The following is a 17,397-nucleotide window of genomic DNA, read 5'->3' as shown; positions in this document are numbered from 1 at the left end:
GTGAACGTCAGCCCAGTGCGGCGCGTTTGAGCGCGCGGGCCCGGCGGGCCACGCGGCGGACCGCCGGGCTGCGCGGTACGAACGCGAACTGGCGCGGCACCGCGCCCGGCAGGGCCAGCGACGTCAGCCTGCGGCGCTTGAAGTAGCGACGGGTGGCGGGGGAGAGGTGGTCCGCCAGATAGCGCTCGGCCTCCTCGCGCAGGTGCGGGTAGGTCCTCGGCTGCATGCAGAAGCCGACCGCCCCGACCAGCCCCGCCAGGTCCACGCCCCGCGCGGGGACGAACCCGGCTGAGGCGGTCGCGTCCAGATCCGGCAACAAGGCGTCCACCAGCGTGACCGGAACCCGGTTGCTGTTCTCGTACGGCGTGACCCGCTCCAGCAGCAGCGCGGTCCCCGTACGGGCCGCGGGCAGCCCGTAGAAGGCCGAGGCGGTCAGCAGCGCCGTGGAGAAACAGCCCACCACCAGCGCCGGGCGCATCCGCGCGTACAGCGCCTCGGCCGGCACCGGCGAGGAGAGCACCGTGAGACCGACACCCAGCTCGCCTGCCTCCTTCTCCAGGGCGCGGGAGTAGCGCGCCGGAGCCACCGGATGCGGTTTGAACACGAGGTCCCCGTGGCCCCGCGCCGCCGCCCCGCGCAGCATGCGCAGGTGCAGCTCCTCCTCCTCGTCCACGGTCAGGATGTCCAGCGCCGACAGGTACTGGCCCAGCAGCAGCGCCCCGCCCTCGGGCGCCTCGGCCACCGAGGGCGGCACGTCGGCCGACAGTTCGGCCAGTACGGCGCGGAAGGCCTCCGTGGGCACCACTTCGGCCGGCACCCCGAACTCGGTCAGCAGCAGCGGTGCGAGACCCGGCACCAGGTCCAGGTGCAGCAGGCGGCGCACCCGGCCGCCGACCAGCGGATCGAGCTTGTTGCGGGTGGGGCCGTAGCTCATCAGCCCGTCCGCGTACACGTCGATGGGGGCGTCCGCGAACAGCCGGGCCACCGCGAGCGCGGGCTCGACCTGCAGCGATTCGAGCACGAGCTGGACCTCGTCCTCGGGCCCGTCGCCCAGGTTCCACAGCATCCGCAGGTGCCGCTCCCACAGCGGGGCGTCGTCCGAACGGGGCGACCAGCCGCCGGGGTGGAACGGGCGGATCGTCTCGTTCCAGGAGAGCACCCTCTCGAAGCGGCCGCGCAGCCTCGCGAAGCCCGGCATCGCATCGAGCGCCGGCGTGGTCTCCGGATTGCCCGCGTTGTTGCTGACCAGCAGCAGGCGCTGGTCCGCGGCCTCGAAGTGGCCCGCGTCCAGCGCGGCGGCCAGGGTGGCGGCGCCGTAGAGGGTGGAGGCGAAGAAGATCTGGGTGCGCATCAGGCCGCCGCCTCCGTCCGCTTGCCGGTCGGGTCGGTGTCCGGGGCGGTGCTGCTCTGGCCCACGCCGCCCGGATCGGTGCCGCTCGGGGCCGTGCCGTCCGGACCCGTGCTGCCCGGGTTGGGGCCGTCCTGGCCCGCGCCTCCGGGGCGTCGGCGCAGGCGCCGCAGCCGGGAGGCGCGCTCGGCGTCCATCGAGTCCAGCGCCTGGCCGAGCACGTCGGGAGGCATCCGTTTGAGGGCCGCCGCGCTCATCGCCCGCAGCCTGCGCGCGACCTGCGGCTCGAACCTGCCGCTGGTGAGGTGGTGCGAGATGATCGCGCAGTAGGTGCGGACCGCCTTGGGCAACAGCGCCTCCGCGTCGCGGTCCCGCGCCGTCTCCTCGATCACCTGGTCGAAGGCGCGGATGAAGTCCAGCTGCCGTACGTCGCCGATCTGCGTCAGCGACGAGGCCACCCCGCGCCGGTAGAAGACCCCCAGCAGGCCGACCGCGGCGAACGAGCGTGCCTGACGGTGCAGCCGCCAGATCCACGGCCGGTCCTCGGCGGTGCGCAGCCCGTCGGTGAAGTGCAGCAGCCCCTGATCCAGCAGCCTGCGGTGGTAGATGCCCGCCCAGGCGTAGGCGTAGTCCACGGACGTGCTGCGCCCGGCCGGCAGTATCGCCTCCCGCGGGTCGCCCACCACGCCGCGCCGCCCGTGCGGCACCCGCGCCAGCGTGCGGGCCCGCGCCGTGCACTGCACATGGTCGGTGCGCACGAAGTCGCAGCCGAGGCGCTCGATACAGGCCACCAGACGCGGATAGTGGCCGGGGGCCAGCCAGTCGTCCCCGTCCAGGAACGTGACGAACTCGCCGCTCGCCTCGGCGAGCCCCGTGTTGCGCGCGGTCGCCAGCCCGCCGTTGCGCGCGTGCCGCACCCGGATCACCCGCGCGGCACCGTCGAGATCCTTTTCGCCGCGCTGGAGAATCTCCGGCGTCTCATCCTGGGAAGCGTCGTCGACGAGAATGAACTCGAAATCCCGGCGCGCGTTCGCACCCAGACTCCGAAGTGTTTCTGCGGCGTACGACTGCACGTTGTAAAACGGCACGATGACGGAGAGCTTTACCACCCGACGGACGGTAGGCGCTGCGCCGCCCGCCGTCTTGACCTGCGGCGGGCCGGGGGGTGAACGCCGCGTGGCGGGATGGTGAACGGGGCGGCGGGCCGGGCGGGTTGGCCGTTCGTCGACGCGCTGTTAACCGTCTGTTGCCCCCGCGTTGGGCCGCCTTGCGGAATCCCTTCCTAACGTCGGCGACGTGCCCTCACCAGAAACTCCGACTTCCGCGAACACGCCGGGACCGCGTGCGTTTCCCGACCAGCGTGCCCACGCGGAACCGCACGGTTCCCCCACCCCCGGGCCCCGCCGGGTCGCGGTGCTCGCGGACTCCGACACCCGGTGGAAATGGGGTGCGTCGACCGCCCGCCGGCTGGCCCCCGGTGCCGTCATCGACGGGCTGCTGCTGCGCGGCCGGGCCACGCCCACCCCGCGCCAGCTCGCCGAGGTCGGCGTCACCGTCGACGTGCTGCGCGAGGTCACCACCCGGGAGTTCCTGCGGGCCGCCACCGGGCCCGGCGGCTACGACATGATCGTCCTGGCGTGCGTCGGCGGCGCGGTACAGGCCATGCTCCACGGGCTGCGCCGGGCGACCGCCGGCACCGAAGAGGGCGCGCCCGCGCACCGCCCCGTGGTCGTCACCGGTTATGTCGGCGTCGTCTACGAGAAGCTCACCGACGGGCTGCTGCTGCGGCACGGTGCCGATCTCGTCCTCGCCAACTCGGCCCACGACACCGACCGCTTCCGCGCCGTGTACGAGGGCGTGGGCGCGCCCGCGGACGGGGTGCTGGAGTGCACCCTGCCGTTCCTCACGGACACGCGGCCGGCCCCCGGTGCCCCCGGCACAACCGTCACCCCCCGAGCCGGTGACGGGCGCGCCACCCCCACCCCCCGAGGCCGCGACGAGGCCGTCACCCCCCAAGACGGTGACGAGGCCGTCACCCCCCAAGACGGTGACGACTCCCTCACCCCCCAAGCCGGTAACGGCCGCGACACCTTCACCGTCGTCTTCGCCGTCCAGCCCTCCGTCCCCGCCTCCCGCGAGGACCGCGCCTACCTGCTGCGCCGCGCCGTCGCCCACGCGCTGCGGTACCCCGAGCGCGAGGTGCTGATCAAGCTGCGCAGCAAACCCGGCGAACACACCACCCACATCGAGGAACTGCCCTACCAGAAGCTCGTACGCAAGCTGCCCGGCGGCGACGGCACCGGCGGCGGCCTGCCGGCCAACTGCCGCCTCGTCTACGGCAACATGGGCGCGCTGCTGGACCGGGTGCGGCGCACCGGCGGCCTGCTGGTGACCGTCAGCTCCACCGCGGCACTCGAATCCCTCCACCGCCACGTGCCCACCGCCGTCCTCACCGACCTCGGAGTGCGCGAAGGCCTGGGCAACCACTACTTCACCGGCTCCGGCTGCCTCGCCTCCTGGGACGAACTCGACGACGGCCTGCTGCCCGAGGCCGACCCCCGGTGGGCACTGCGACAGGGGGTACGCGGCGGCGACGGATACGCGGCCGCGCGCGAACGGGTCGCCGCACTGGCCGTCCGCTCCGCCCGCACCGGGCTGCCGCCCCTGACCCCGTACTACACGGCACGCACCGCCCCCGGTTACCTGCCCGGCATCCTGCGGCGCTACGGACTCGGCCCCGACGGAACCCCCGTAGGACCGGCGGCGGGCTCCGGCGGCGCCGACGACGAAGAACCCGGCGCCGTCGGTGCCGCCGGACGCGGCCTGCTGCGGCGCGTGGTGCGCGAGGCGGCGCGCGGCGCCTACCGGCACGGGGTGCAGCGCGTCGCGCCGCTCATCCGGAAGGCGGGAGAGCTGTGACGGCCCACCCCGCGTCCCCCGCAGCCGCCCCGCGGCCCGCGAAGACCTCCCAGCCCCACCCAGGAGTCAACATGTCCTCAAGCCCCGCGGTCCTCGCGGTGATACCGGCCCGTGGCGGGTCCAAGGGCGTGGCCGCCAAGAACCTGGCGCCCGTCGCCGGCGTGCCGCTCGTGGCCCGCGCCGCCCGCGAATGCCTGGCGGCGCGGAACATCACCGACGTCGTCGTCTCCACCGACGACCCGGCCATCGCCGAGGCCGCACGCTCGGCAGGGGCCGAGGTCGTCGAGCGGCCCCCCGCCCTCGCCGGCGACCTGGCCAGCAGCGAGGCCGCCGTCCTGCACGCCATGGACCAGTGGGAGAAACGGCACCGCATGCCGCTGCACACCGTGCTCCTCGTCCAGTGCACCAGCCCGTTCCTGGTACGCGAGGACGTCGAACGCGTCGCGGCCGCCGTCCTCGACGACGGAGCCGACAGCGCCCTGACCGTGGCCCCCTTCCACGGCTTCGTCTGGCGGGCCGGCGAGGCGGTGGAACCCGGTGGTCACCAGGCACAGCCCGGTGGTGAGCCGGCGGTCTCCGGCGGTGTGCCTGCGGCACCCGGTCTGTCGGCGACCCCCGGTCTGCCGGCGGTGCCGGGCGGCCACGCGGGCAGCGCGTACGGCGTCAACCACGACCGCGCCGTACGGCCACGCCGCCAGGACCGGCCCGAGGACCTGCTGGAAACCGGCGCCGCCTACGCCATGGACGCCATGGGCTTCCGGGAAGCCGGCCACCGGTTCTTCGGGCGGACCGCCGTCGTCCGTACCGACCCGGCGCGCGTCCTGGAGATCGACGACCCCCACGACCTCGACCGCGCCCGCGCACTGGCACCCCTGCTCGACGCCGACCGCCAGTGCCCCGGCGCGCTGCCCACCCGCGAGGACATCGACGCGGTCGTCCTCGACTTCGACGGCACCCAGACCGACGACCGGGTGTACGTCGACTCCGAGGGAAGGGAGACCGTCGCCGTCCACCGCGGCGACGGCCTCGGCATCGCGGCCCTGCGCCGCGCCGGCCTCGACGTGCTGATCCTCTCCACGGAGACCAACCCGGTCGTCGCCGCCCGCGCCGCCAAGCTCCGGCTGCCGGTGCTGCACGGCATCGACCGCAAGGACCTCGCGCTCAAACAGTGGTGCGAGGAGCGCGGGATCGCCCCCGAGCGCGTCCTGTACGCCGGCAACGACGCCAACGACCTGGCGTGCTTCGCCCTCGCGGGCTGGCCCGTCGCCGTCGCCGACGCCCACGACGCCGTACGGGCCGCAGCCCGCGCCGTCACCACCCGGCGCGGCGGAGCGGGGGCGGTCAGGGAGATCGCGGGGTGGCTGGTGGGGGCGGGGCTGGGAGGGGACACGGATCGCCGCGCTCGTGGGGCCCACCCACAAAAGGACCCCCGCCCGAACCCGGCGCCCACCCCCGCCGCCTCCTGACCTGCAAAAACCCTACCCCGCCCCACCGCCGCACACCCCCCGAACCACCCCACCGCCCTTCAGTACCCATCCCAGAAACAAACCCCCGGAAATGGTGAACATGAACAGCACCGGCCTCAGCGCCAGCCCCCGTACCCGCGCTCTCGGTACCAAGACCGTCGGCCCCGGCCACCCCGTCTACGTCACGGGGGAGATCGGCATCAACCACAACGGGGATCTCGACAACGCGTTCGCTCTGATCGACGCCGCCGCCGAGGCGGGCTGCGACGCGGTGAAGTTCCAGAAGCGGACGCCGGAGATCTGCACGCCGCGCGACCAGTGGGATCTGGAGCGGGACACCCCGTGGGGTCGGATGACCTACATCGACTACCGGCACCGGGTGGAGTTCGGCGAGGACGACTACCGGGCCATCGGTGAGCACTGTGCCGCGCGCGGCGTCGACTGGTTCGCGTCGCCGTGGGACGAGGAGGCTGTCGCGTTCCTGGAGAAGTTCGACGTGCCCGCGCACAAGGTGGCTTCCGCCTCCCTCACCGATGACGATCTGCTGCGCGCTCTGCGTGCCACGGGGCGCACCGTCGTCCTGTCGACCGGCATGTCGACGCCGAAGCAGATCCGGCACGCGGTGGAGGTGCTGGGCAGCGAGAACATCGTGCTCTGCCACGCCACCTCCACGTACCCGGCGAAGGCGGAGGAGCTCAACCTGAGGATGATCCACACTCTCCACGAGGAGTTCCCCAACGTTCCGATCGGCTACAGCGGTCACGAGACGGGTCTGCAGACGACGCTGGCGGCTGTCGCTCTGGGCGCTGTCTTCGTGGAGCGGCACATCACTCTCGACCGGGCCATGTGGGGCTCGGATCAGGCGGCTTCCGTCGAGCCGCAGGGCCTCACCCGTCTTGTGCGGGACATCCGCACCATCGAGGAGTCCCTCGGTGACGGTGTGAAGAGGGTCTACGACAGCGAGTTGGCGCCCATGCGCAAGCTGCGCCGCGTCAAGGGCGCGGTCGCCGAGGCGGCGGAGGCGGCCGGAACGGCCGAGTCGACCGCCTCCCGCGCGGGGTCCCGCGAACCGGCCGCGGTCTGACGGCGGCTTTCGACGCCCCCGACGCGGAAACGGAGCGTGTGCGCAGTGTCCCGTAACCGCTCCGGCCTCGGAGCATCCGCGGACTCGTCCGCGACCGACCCCGGGGGCGGAGCCATCCCCGGGCCCAGCGACGGGGCTCTCGCGTTCGTCGAGAGCCCCGTCCAGCTCCTCAACGTCCTCGAGTGGGCGCACAACCATCCCGCGCCCGCCACCTCGACCCCGCTCACCCTCGTCGTCCTGCCGCCGACCGATCCGATGACCCGCGGTCAGCTGCGCCGTATGGCCGAGCTGGCCCGCGATGAGGGGATCGTCGTGCGCTGGCAGGAGGCCAGGGACGGGGCCGTCGGTGCTCTGACCGGCCTGTTCGCCCTCTCCCGGCGAGTGCGCAGGGCCCGCACCCTGGTCATCGGGGACCCGTTTTCCCGCTACGTCCAACTGCTGCTCGCTCTCACGTCGGCGCGCGCGGTGCACCGTGTCACGGTGGTGGACGACGGTACGGCCACCATGGAGTTCGTCGCCCAACTGGCGCGCGGTGAGCGCTTCGTGCGCTGGCACCGGCGTGGCACTGGTGGCGGGGCGCGTGCGTGGTTGTTCGCGCCGGTCTCCGGCCGTGCCCGCCGCCGCCTCACGCCGCGTGCGGACGGTTCCCGTCCGGTGGAGGTCTTCAGTGCCATGCCGGTGGAGGCGCCCGGCAACGTCACCGTCACGGCGAACGAGTTCGCTTGGACCCGCGCCCGGTTCGGGCCGCCCCGGTTGACCAGGGGCGCCGACCTGGTGGGTACGTCCCTGGTGGAGACCGGCGTCGTGGACACCGACCGCTATGTGGAGGCCGTCGCCTCGCTGGCCCGTACCTACGGGGCCACCCGCTATTTCGCGCACCGCCGCGAGAGCAGCGAGAAACTCCAGCAGGTCAGTGCTGTCACCGGGCTGGAGATCGTCCGCCCGGATCTTCCTCTCGAGCTGGTCGCCCGGCGCGGCCCGGTCGGCCGTACGATCCTCAGCTTCCCCTCCACCGTCGTCCACACGCTTCCGCTCGCCCTCGCCGGCACCGCCGTGACCGTGGCCGTCTGCGACATAGACCCCGCCTGGCTCACCCGCACCGCCTCGCCCCGCGCCCACAGCTTCCTGACGGGTGTCACGGGCACGGCCGCCCGGGCCAGGAGGCTGCCGGCCGCGCCCCCGGCCGCGCCGGAACCGAGCGCTTAGGCCGCCTCGCCCGCGGGTGGGGCCGTGCGGAACCGAGAGAGCAAACGAACAGCCATACCCATCCCCAAAAGGGCATAACCGCCGCCGGGGCGAGATTTTCTTCCCCTGAGAGGTTGAACTTTCGTGGATCTCTCGCCAGTTGCGGCTCCGGTGCGCCTACTCTTCGACCATGAACGAACTCCTGTCCCCTGCAGCCCCGGAGGTAGACGCACGCGGAGCCGCCGGCGTACTTCCCGAGCTGCCCGGCCGCCTCACCGAACCTCTCCGGCGCGAGCTCATCGCCTTCCGTCGCGACCTCCACATGCACCCCGAGCTGGGCAACCAGGAGTTCCGTACGACCGCGGCGCTCAAGACCCGGCTCGAACGTGCGGGCCTGCGTCCCAGAGTGCTGGCCATGGGTACGGGTCTGATCTGCGACATCCACCCCGGGCTCGGCCAGGAGCCGGGCGATGCCCGGGCCGCCGACGGGGCGGAGCCTGTGGAGGCCGCGCCGCTGCTGGCGCTGCGGGGCGACATCGACGCGCTGCCCATCCCCGACACCAAGGACGTGCCCTACCGCTCGACGGTCCCCGGGCGGGCGCACGCCTGCGGGCACGACGTGCACACCACCGTGGTGCTCGGAGCCGGCCTGGTGCTGGCCGAGCTGGCGCGGGCCGGGGCGTTGCCCCGCCCGGTGCGGCTGCTGTTCCAGCCCGCCGAGGAGGTGCTGCCCGGCGGTGCTTCCGACGCGGTCGACTGCGGGGTGCTGGACGGGGTGGGCTCGATCCTGGCCGTGCACTGCGACCCGCGGGTGGACGCGGGCCGTCTCGGTCTGCGGGCCGGGCCGATCACCTCGGCCTGCGACCGGCTGGAGGTGGTGCTCAGCGGCGCGGGCGGCCACACCGCGCGCCCCCATCTGACGACCGACCTGGTCACCGCCGCGGCCAAGCTCGTCACTCAGGCGCCCGCGCTGCTGGCGCGCCGTGTGGACGCCCGCTCGGGCCTCGCCCTGACGTGGGGGCGGATCGAGTCGGGGCACACGTCCAACGTCATCCCGCAGCGTGCCGAGATGTCCGGCACCCTGCGCTGCCTCGACCTGCCGACCTGGCGCGAGGCGCCCGATCTGGTGCACGCGGTGATCGACGAGCTGGCGACGCTGCACCGCGCCAAGTGCGAGCTGACGTATGTGCGCGGGGTGCCGCCCGTCGTCAACGAGCCGTCCGCGACGGCGCTGCTGCGCGAGGCGATGACCGCGCGCGCCGGCGCGGCCTCGGTGGAGAGCACGGAGCAGAGCCTGGGCGGCGAGGACTTCTCCTGGTATCTGGAGCACGTGCCCGGCGCCATGGCCCGGCTCGGGGTGCGGCCTGTCGGCGACCGCCGCAGCCGCGACCTGCACCAGGGCGACTTCGACGCCGACGAGACCGCGATCACCACGGGCGTCGAGCTGTTCACGGCCGCTGCCCTCCTGCACCGCTCCTGACCCGCTCCCGCTTCGCTCCTGCCGCACGCGGCGGCGCCCCGCGCCGAGAGCTCTCGTGCCCCCGTGCCGGTGTCCTCCGGGCCCTGGCCCGGGGGAGGTATGTCGGACATGGGGGCCCTCGGGGTGGGCCCCGGCGGGTGGCCGGGGCACCGTCCGTTCGCGACGATCCGATAACGGCTGGTTCCCGTCTCCTTCTGCTGGAAATCTACGCGCGTTAATGTGTGCCCGTCTCAAGGGCCGGAACCCAACTGCGGTGCCGGAACCGGTGCTTCCACGACCACAAAGGGGACTCCGTTGCGTCGGGTAACAAAGCTGGCCACCGCGGTCGCCGCCACCGCGACTCTCGCTCTGACGGCCACCGCCTGCGGTGAAAGCTCGACGGAGTCGAGCGACGGCAAGAAGACCAAGGGCGTCGGGCTCGCGTTCGACGTCGGTGGCCGGGACGACCACTCGTTCAACGAGGCGGCGGCCCGGGGTACCGACAAGGCCGAGAAGGAACTCGGCGTCAAGACCAAGGAGATGACCGCCGGGAACAACGAGACGGAGGAGACCCGCGAGCAGCGGCTCACCTCCCTCGCGAAGGCGGGCTACAACCCTGTCATCGGCGTCGGCTTCAACTACGGCAAGTCCGTCAACAAGGTGGCCAAGGACTTCCCCGACACGACGTTCGGTGTGGTCGACGAGCAGTCCCACGCCAAGAACGTGGTCGGCATGACGTTCGCGGAGAACGAGTCGTCCTACCTGGTGGGCGTGGCCGCGGCCAAGAAGACCAAGTCCAAGAAGGTCTCCTTCATCGGCGGCGTGGACAACGCGCTCATCCAGAAGTTCGAGGCCGGTTACGTCAAGGGCGTCAAGGACACCGACCCCAAGATCAAGATCGAGGTCGACTACCTCTACAAGGAGTCCGACGAGGGCTTCAACGCCCCGGACCGCGCCAAGAACATGGCCAAGGGCATGCTCGCCCGCGGCAACGACGTGATCTACACGGCCGCGGGGCAGTCCGGCGCCGGCTCGATCGAGCAGATCAGCAAGAAGAAGGGCGCCTGGGCGATCGGGGTCGACTCCGACCAGTACCGCCAAAAGGGCCTGGAGAAGTACAAGGACGTCATCCTGACCTCGTCCGTCAAGAACGTCGACGTCGCCGTCTTCGAGCTGATCAAGAGCGTGAAGGAGGGCAAGCCGCTGAAGGGGAACCAGACGTTCTCCCTGAAGGAGGACGGCGTCTCCGTCGCCACCTCGGGCGGCTACATCGACGACATCATGGACGACATCAACAAGGCCAAGAAGGACATCACCGCGGGCAAGGTGGACGTTCCCACCCGGCCGTGACGTTCCGCGGGCGGCCCCGGGTGCCGCGCGGCGCAGCCTGTGCTGTGCGGCGTGACGTGCGGGGCCGTCTTCCCTACGCACCTCCTTCACACCTCGCACCTCCTTCGCACCTCGTACCGTCTTCGCAGTTCCTTCCGCACCCCGTGTGCGCCTCTTCGTGGAGGGCCTCCACCCTCGCGCCGGGAATCTGAGCTCAACCAGGGAGCACGTCAGCCAAGTGTCCAGCGAGTCCAGCGGCAGCAGCAGCGCGCCGTCCGGGGCGGGCCCGGGGCCCGGTCGTTCCGGGAGCGCCGTCGAACTGCGCGGCATCACCAAGCGGTTCCCCGGAGTGGTCGCCAACCGCGACATCGACATCTCGGTGGCGCGCGGCACCGTGCACGCTCTCGTGGGGGAGAACGGTGCGGGCAAGTCGACCCTCATGAAGATCCTCTACGGCATGCAGCGGCCGGACGAGGGCACCATCGGCATCGACGGCGAGGACGTCGTCCTGCACAGCCCCGCCGACGCCATCGCGCGCGGTATCGGCATGGTGCACCAGCACTTCATGCTCGCCGACAACCTCACCGTGCTGGAGAACACCGTCCTCGGCGCGGAGAAGCTGCACGGCATCGGGTCCGGGGCCCGCAGGAAGATCGCGGAGCTGTCGGACGCCTACCAGCTCGGGATACGTCCCGACGCCCTCGTGGAGGAGCTGGGGGTGGCCGACCGGCAGCGGGTGGAGATCCTCAAGGCTCTCTACCGCGGTGCCCGCACCCTCATCCTCGACGAGCCGACGGCCGTGCTGGTGCCGCAGGAGGTCGACGCCCTCTTCGACAACCTGCGCGAGCTCAAGTCCGAGGGTCTGACGGTGGTGTTCATCTCGCACAAGTTGGGCGAGGTGCTCTCGGTCGCCGACGCGATCACCGTCATCCGGCGCGGCACCACCGTCGCCTCCGTGACGCCGCGGGAGACGAGCCCCAAGCAGCTGGCGGAGCTGATGGTCGGCAGCGAGCTGCCGACCGCCGAGACGCGCGAGTCGACGGTCACCGACACCCCCATGCTCGACGTGGCCGGGCTGCGGCTGGCGGCCACCGACTCCGACGGTGTCGAGCGTGCCGTTCTGGACGGGATCTCCTTCACCATCCACAAGGGCGAGGTCCTGGGTGTCGCCGGGGTGGAGGGCAACGGGCAGGCCGAGCTGGTCGAGGCCATCATGGGCATGAGCGACCCGGACGGCGGCACCGTCACCCTCGACGGGCAGGACATCTCGCACGCCCCCACCCGCGCCAGGCGCGAGGGCGGCATCGGCTACATCCCCGAGGACCGGCACCGGCACGGGCTGCTGCTGGAAGCGCCGCTGTGGGAGAACCGCATCCTCGGGCACGTCACCGAGAAGCCGAACACCAACGGTCCCCTCCTCGGCATCCCGGGCGCCCCGCGGCTGCTCGCGCTCGGTGACGCGCGGGCCGACAGCGAGCGCATCGTCGCCGAGTACGACGTGCGCACCCCGGGCATCGAGGTCACCGCCGCCAGCCTCTCGGGCGGCAACCAGCAGAAGTTCATCGTCGGCCGCGAGATGAGCCACCACCCCAAGCTGCTGATCGCCGCGCACCCCACGCGGGGCGTGGACGTCGGCGCGCAGGCGCAGATCTGGGACCAGATACGCGCCGCCCGGCGCGAGGGCCTGGCCGTGCTGCTGATCTCCGCCGACCTGGACGAGCTGATCGGGCTCTCCGACACGCTGCGGGTCATGTACCGGGGCCGCCTGGTCGCCGACGCCGACCCGGCGCACGTCACCCCCGAAGAGCTCGGCTCGGCCATGACCGGCGCCGCCACGGGACACCTGGAGCACCAGGAGGAGCCCACCGGCACGGCCGCCGAGGACGCCTCCGGGAACGACGACACGAACGGGGGCGCCAAGTGAAGGGCCTGAAGGAGAAGTTCGGCGCCGGGGCCGTGCTCCAGGCGCTGGCCGCACCCGCGCTCGCGCTCGTCGCGGCGTTCGTCCTCTCCTCCGTCGTCATCGCGGCGACCGGTGAGGACCCCTTCCACGCCTTCTACGTGATGCTCGACTTCGGCTCGAAGAGCGACAGCCAGGTCTGGATCATCAACAAGGCCATCCCCTACTACCTGTCAGCGGCGGCCGTCGCCATCGGCTTCCGCATGAACCTCTTCAACATCGGCGTGGACGGCCAGTACCGGGTCGCCGCCTTCTTCGCCGCCGTCGTCGGCGGGGCGCTCACCCTGCCCGGAGTGCTGCAGATCCCGCTGATCATCCTCGTCGCGATGGCCGTCGGCGCGCTGTGGGCGGGCATCGCGGGCGTGCTCAAGACGACCCGCGGCGTCAGCGAGGTCATCACCACGATCATGCTGAACTCCATCGCGGGCTCGCTGATCGGCTACTTCCTCTCCGAGGACAAGCTCGCCGTCAAGGACGGCAACCTCTTCCACACGCCCACCATCCCCGAGGCCGCCCGCTTCTTCCTCATCCCCACCGACCCCGACCCGATCTACGGCACCGTCCTCATCGCCGCCGTCATCGGCCTGGCCTACTGGTTCGTGCTGGGCCGCACCCGCTTCGGCTTCGACCTGCGTGCCGTGGGCCGCAGCGAGTCGGCGGCCAGCGCCAGCGGCGTGAGCGTGCGCCGGATGGTCGTCACCAGCATGCTGCTGTCCGGCGCCGTTGCGGGACTGGTCGGCATGCCCACGCTGCTGAACAAGTCCTTCAACTACGGCACCGACTTCCCCACCGGCGTCGGCTTCACCGGCATCGCCATCGCCCTGCTCGGCCGCAACCACCCCATCGGCATGGCGCTGGCGGCCCTGCTGTGGGGCTTCTTGGAGCGCACCGGCATCCAGCTGGAGTTCGAGGGCTACAAGCAGGAAATCGTCGGCGTGATGCAGGGGATCATCGTGCTGTGCGTCGTCATCGCGTACGAGATCGTCCGCCGCGTCGTGCTGCGCCGCCAGCAGCGTGAGGTCGGCGCCGAACTGAGCGCCCGGGCGGGCGCGGGCGCCGAGCAGGACGAGACCGAGCAGAAGGCGGGGGCCTCCGCATGAGCACCACCTCCACACCCAAGCCCGCCGCGCCGAAGAACGCGCCGGCCGCCCCCTCGTCGACGGGCGGCAGGCGGAAGCTGTCCTACCCCGTCGTGCTCCTGCTCATCGCCGGCGGCCTGCTGCTGCTCTCCCTCGTCCGGGTCGTCACCGGCGACGTACAGCTCTCCAACAGCGGACAGTTCTCCACCGCGATCGCCGCCGCCGTCCCCATCGGACTGGCGGGCCTGGGCGGACTGTGGGCCGAACGCGCGGGCGTCATCAACATCGGCCTCGAAGGCATGATGATGCTCGGCACCTTCGGCGCGGGCTGGATCGGCTGGCAGTACGGGCCCTGGGCCGCCGTCCTCGCCGGGATCGCCGGAGGCGCACTGGGCGGCCTGCTGCACGCGCTGGCCACCGTCACCTTCGGCGTCGACCACATCGTCTCCGGCGTCGCCATCAACATCCTCGCCCTCGGAGTCGTCCGCTACCTCGCCAAGCTCTGGTTCGGCGCCGAAGGCAGCGAAGCGGCCAAGGCGGGCGGCAACGACAAGCAGTCACCGCCCATGGACAACATGCCGTCCTTCACCGTGCCGGGACTCGCCGACGGGCTCGGCAGCATCGAGAAACACCACTGGTTCCTCGTCTCCGACCTGGCCGGCATCCTGCGCGCCCTGGTCAGCGACGTCTCCTGGGTGACGGTGCTGACAGTCGTCCTGTTCGCCGGCAGCTTCTTCGTCCTGTGGCGCTCCCCGTTCGGCCTGCGGCTGCGCTCCTGCGGCGAGAACCCCGTCGCCGCCGAATCCCTCGGCGTCAACGTCTACACCTACAAGTACGCGGCACTGATCATCTCCGGCGCCCTGGCCGGCCTCGGCGGCGCCTTCCTCGCCGTCGGCGTGCACTTCTACCAGGAGAACCAGACCGGAGGCCGCGGCTACATCGGCCTCGCCACCATGATCTTCGGCAACTGGCGTCCCGGCGGTGTCGCCATGGGCGCCGGACTGTTCGGCTTCATGGACGCCCTCCGCGTCGTCGGCGGCGGCGCCACCGTGCACGCCATGCTGCTGCTGATGGCCGTCCTGCTGGTCGGCCTCGCCGTCTGGAAGTTCCGCGCAGGGATGCGGGGCGCGCGCGGCGCCCGTGTCCAGGCCGCCGTTGCCCTCGTTATCGCCGTACTGCTCGTGCTGTGGTACGCGCTGACCGACACCGTGGCCCTGGAGTTCGTCGAGATGACGCCGTACGTCACCACGCTGCTCGTGCTCTCCCTGGCGGCCCAACGGCTCCGCGCGCCACGCGCGGTGGGCAAACCGTACCGTCGAGGCGAGGGAACCTAGCGTGCCAGACAACTCGGGAGCCGCCCCGGTGACCGGCCCGGCGGTCGACTGGGCGGCGCTGCGCGGGAAGGCCCGGGAGGCGCTCTCCCGGGCGTACGCGCCCTACTCCGGCTTCCCCGTCGGCGCCGCCGCGCTGGTCGCCGACGGCCGCACCGTCACCGGCTGCAACGTCGAGAACGCCTCCTACGGCGTCGGCCTGTGCGCCGAGTGCGGACTGGTGAGCGAACTGTTCGCGACCGGCGGCGGCCGGCTGGTCGCCTTCACCTGCGTCGGCGGCGACGGCGTGGTCGTCGCCCCCTGCGGCCGCTGCCGCCAACTGCTGTGGGAGCACGGCGGCGGCGACCTGCTGATCGAAGCACCCTCGGGAGTGCGCCCGCTCTCCGAACTGCTCGCGGACGCGTTCGGGCCCACCGACCTGGCCCGCTGACCCTCACCGGTCGTCGAACGAATCAGGGAGTACCCCCCCATGGACGCCATCTCCGTCATCCGCGCCAAGCGGGACCGCGAGGAACTGACCGGCGAACAGATCGACTGGATCATCGACGCCTACACGCGCGGCACGGTCGCCGACGAACAGATGTCCGCCCTCGCGATGGCCGTCTACCTCAACGGCATGACCCGTACGGAGATCTCCCGCTGGACCGCCGCCATGATCGCCTCCGGCGAGCGCATGGACTTCACGGCACTGCCCCGCCCCACCGCCGACAAGCACTCCACAGGCGGCGTCGGCGACAAGATCACCCTGCCGCTCGCCCCGCTGGTCGCCGCGTGCGGCGCCGCCGTCCCCCAACTGTCGGGCCGCGGCCTCGGCCACACCGGCGGCACCCTCGACAAACTGGAGTCCATCCCCGGCTGGCGCGCCTCGCTCACCAACCCCGAGATGATGGACGTCCTGCGCGACGCCGGCTCCGTCATCTGCGCCGCGGGCGACGGCCTGGCCCCCGCCGACAAGCGGCTGTACGCGTTGCGGGACGTGACCGGCACGGTCGAATCCCTCCCCCTGATTGCCTCGTCCATCATGTCCAAGAAGATCGCCGAAGGCACCGGCGCACTCGTCCTGGACGTCAAAGCCGGCTCCGGCGCGTTCATGAAGAACACCGACGACGCCCGCGAGCTGGCCACCACCATGGTGGAACTGGGCCGCGACCACGGCGTGCGCACCGTCGCCCTGCTGACCGACATGAACACCCCCCTCGGTCTGACGGCGGGCAACGCACTGGAAGTCCGCGAGTCGGTCGAGGTGCTGGCGGGCGGCGGCCCCGCCGACGTCGTCGAACTGACGGTCGCACTGGCGCGCGAGATGCTCGACGCGGCGGGCCTGACCGACGCCGACCCCGCCAAGGCCCTCGCCGACGGCTCGGCGATGGACGTGTGGCGTCGAATGGTCACCGCCCAAGGTGGTGACGCGGACGCGGAGCTGCCCCGGGCGAGAGAGCGGCACGTCGTCACGGCCCCGTCCTCAGGCGTCCTCACCCGCCTCGACGCCTACGCCGTCGGCCTCGCCGCCTGGCGCCTCGGCGCGGGCCGCGCCCGCAAGGAGGACCCCGTACAGGCGGGCGCGGGCGTCCAACTCCACGCCCGCGTAGGCGACCCCGTCACCGCCGGAGCCCCCCTGCTCACCCTGCACACGGACACCCCGGAGACGTTCGCGAACGCGGAGGCGGCCCTGACGAACGCCATCGACGTGACAGCCTCGGCCACATACGAGCCGACCCCACTGATCCTCGACCGGATCGAGTGACAGCGGGATCGTCCCCTTCGAACGCGGCGCACATCGGCTGCGGCACCTCGCCGCATGGTCGCCAGAAGCAACCCTTCCGCATGCCAGGTGGTCTTACCTGACGTCGTGTTCAGAGGAGCAGCCTCTGCCGACTCGTCCCGGTAACCGACTGGAAGGTGCATCCCGTGGCGCGCGATCCCGATTTCTGTCTGGTCGTTCCAGAGGACTTCGACGACACGGACGACGAAACTGGCGTGTATCCGATAGCCGCGAAGCTGTTCATCGCCTCAACCGCCGCGGAGGTCTTCAGGAAGGCCCATGAGTGGGTGGGGGAACACGATATCCGGCTGGTGGATGTCGCATGGAACTGCCTGTGCGGCGAGGAGGAGACCTACGCGCTGAGCATTTACTTCGCGTTCGAGCTGGACCCCGAAGACGCCTGACGACACTTGCCGGCGCTGCGCTGGGCGGTGCCGAGAGCCGGTCCGGACCGGTCCACTTCCGGCCGGCGTGG

14 protein-coding genes are annotated in these 17,397 nt (G+C 71.9%); 12 read left to right on the top strand and 2 right to left on the bottom strand.

All coding sequences use genetic code 11. The annotated features are described in order from the left end of the window. Positions 1-7: 7 nt before the first annotated feature. A complete protein-coding gene (locus DTL70_RS19970; RefSeq protein WP_114023353.1) occupies positions 8-1,351 on the bottom strand; it encodes a polysialyltransferase family glycosyltransferase in 1,344 nt (447 codons plus the stop codon). Then, on the bottom strand, positions 1,351-2,457 hold the full coding sequence (locus DTL70_RS19965) for a glycosyltransferase family 2 protein (protein ID WP_114023352.1): 1,107 nt from the start codon (positions 2,455-2,457) through the stop codon (positions 1,351-1,353). The genes DTL70_RS19970 and DTL70_RS19965 overlap by 1 nt, the downstream gene beginning before the upstream one ends. A 304-nt stretch (positions 2,458-2,761) precedes the next feature. Between DTL70_RS19965 and DTL70_RS19960 the strand changes: the two genes are divergently transcribed. From DTL70_RS19960 to DTL70_RS19905, 12 genes are all read left to right on the top strand, one after another. Then, on the top strand, positions 2,762-4,267 hold the full coding sequence (locus DTL70_RS19960; RefSeq protein ID WP_114023351.1) for a DUF6716 putative glycosyltransferase: 1,506 nt from the start codon (positions 2,762-2,764) through the stop codon (positions 4,265-4,267). 71 nt (positions 4,268-4,338) lie between these two features. Then, the gene (locus tag DTL70_RS19955) at positions 4,339-5,733 is read left to right on the top strand and encodes an acylneuraminate cytidylyltransferase (protein ID WP_114023350.1); all 1,395 of its coding nucleotides are present in this window, start codon (positions 4,339-4,341) and stop codon (positions 5,731-5,733) included. Positions 5,734-5,824: 91 nt separating this feature from the next. Continuing rightward, positions 5,825-6,817, top strand: coding sequence for an N-acetylneuraminate synthase family protein (locus DTL70_RS19950; protein ID WP_425470385.1), 993 nt, complete (start codon positions 5,825-5,827; stop codon positions 6,815-6,817). A gap of 45 nt (positions 6,818-6,862) precedes the next feature. Beyond that, entirely contained in the window at positions 6,863-8,023 is a 1,161-nt protein-coding gene (locus tag DTL70_RS19945) for a hypothetical protein (protein ID WP_425470384.1), read from the top strand. 169 nt (positions 8,024-8,192) lie between these two features. Beyond that, complete coding sequence (locus tag DTL70_RS19940) at positions 8,193-9,482, top strand: amidohydrolase (RefSeq protein WP_114023348.1); 1,290 nt, start codon at positions 8,193-8,195, stop codon at positions 9,480-9,482. A gap of 294 nt (positions 9,483-9,776) precedes the next feature. Beyond that, positions 9,777-10,811 (top strand): BMP family lipoprotein, encoded by a 1,035-nt coding sequence (locus tag DTL70_RS19935; protein ID WP_114023347.1) that lies wholly within the window; start codon positions 9,777-9,779, stop codon positions 10,809-10,811. Positions 10,812-11,028: 217 nt separating this feature from the next. Continuing rightward, positions 11,029-12,714 carry an ABC transporter ATP-binding protein gene (locus DTL70_RS19930; protein ID WP_114023346.1) on the top strand — a complete coding sequence of 562 codons (1,686 nt, stop codon included), beginning with the start codon at positions 11,029-11,031 and terminating at the stop codon, positions 12,712-12,714. Next, a complete protein-coding gene (locus tag DTL70_RS19925) occupies positions 12,711-13,850 on the top strand; it encodes an ABC transporter permease (protein ID WP_114023345.1) in 1,140 nt (379 codons plus the stop codon). Before DTL70_RS19930 ends, DTL70_RS19925 begins: the two co-directional genes overlap by 4 nt. After that, the gene (locus DTL70_RS19920) at positions 13,847-15,163 is read left to right on the top strand and encodes an ABC transporter permease (RefSeq protein ID WP_114023344.1); all 1,317 of its coding nucleotides are present in this window, start codon (positions 13,847-13,849) and stop codon (positions 15,161-15,163) included. Before DTL70_RS19925 ends, DTL70_RS19920 begins: the two co-directional genes overlap by 4 nt. Position 15,164: 1 nt before the next feature. Next, positions 15,165-15,590, top strand: a complete 426-nt coding sequence (locus tag DTL70_RS19915) for a cytidine deaminase (protein ID WP_245979483.1) — start codon at positions 15,165-15,167, stop codon at positions 15,588-15,590. A 39-nt stretch (positions 15,591-15,629) separates the two neighbouring features. Next, a complete protein-coding gene (locus DTL70_RS19910) occupies positions 15,630-16,904 on the top strand; it encodes a thymidine phosphorylase (protein WP_114023343.1) in 1,275 nt (424 codons plus the stop codon). A 164-nt stretch (positions 16,905-17,068) separates the two neighbouring features. Further along, positions 17,069-17,326, top strand: a complete 258-nt coding sequence (locus tag DTL70_RS19905; protein WP_114023342.1) for a hypothetical protein — start codon at positions 17,069-17,071, stop codon at positions 17,324-17,326. Positions 17,327-17,397 lie beyond the last annotated feature (71 nt).

Source organism: Streptomyces diacarni, assembly GCF_003323715.1.
GTDB lineage: Bacteria > Actinomycetota > Actinomycetes > Streptomycetales > Streptomycetaceae > Streptomyces > Streptomyces diacarni.
This window is presented reverse-complemented; position numbering and strand designations above follow the sequence as displayed.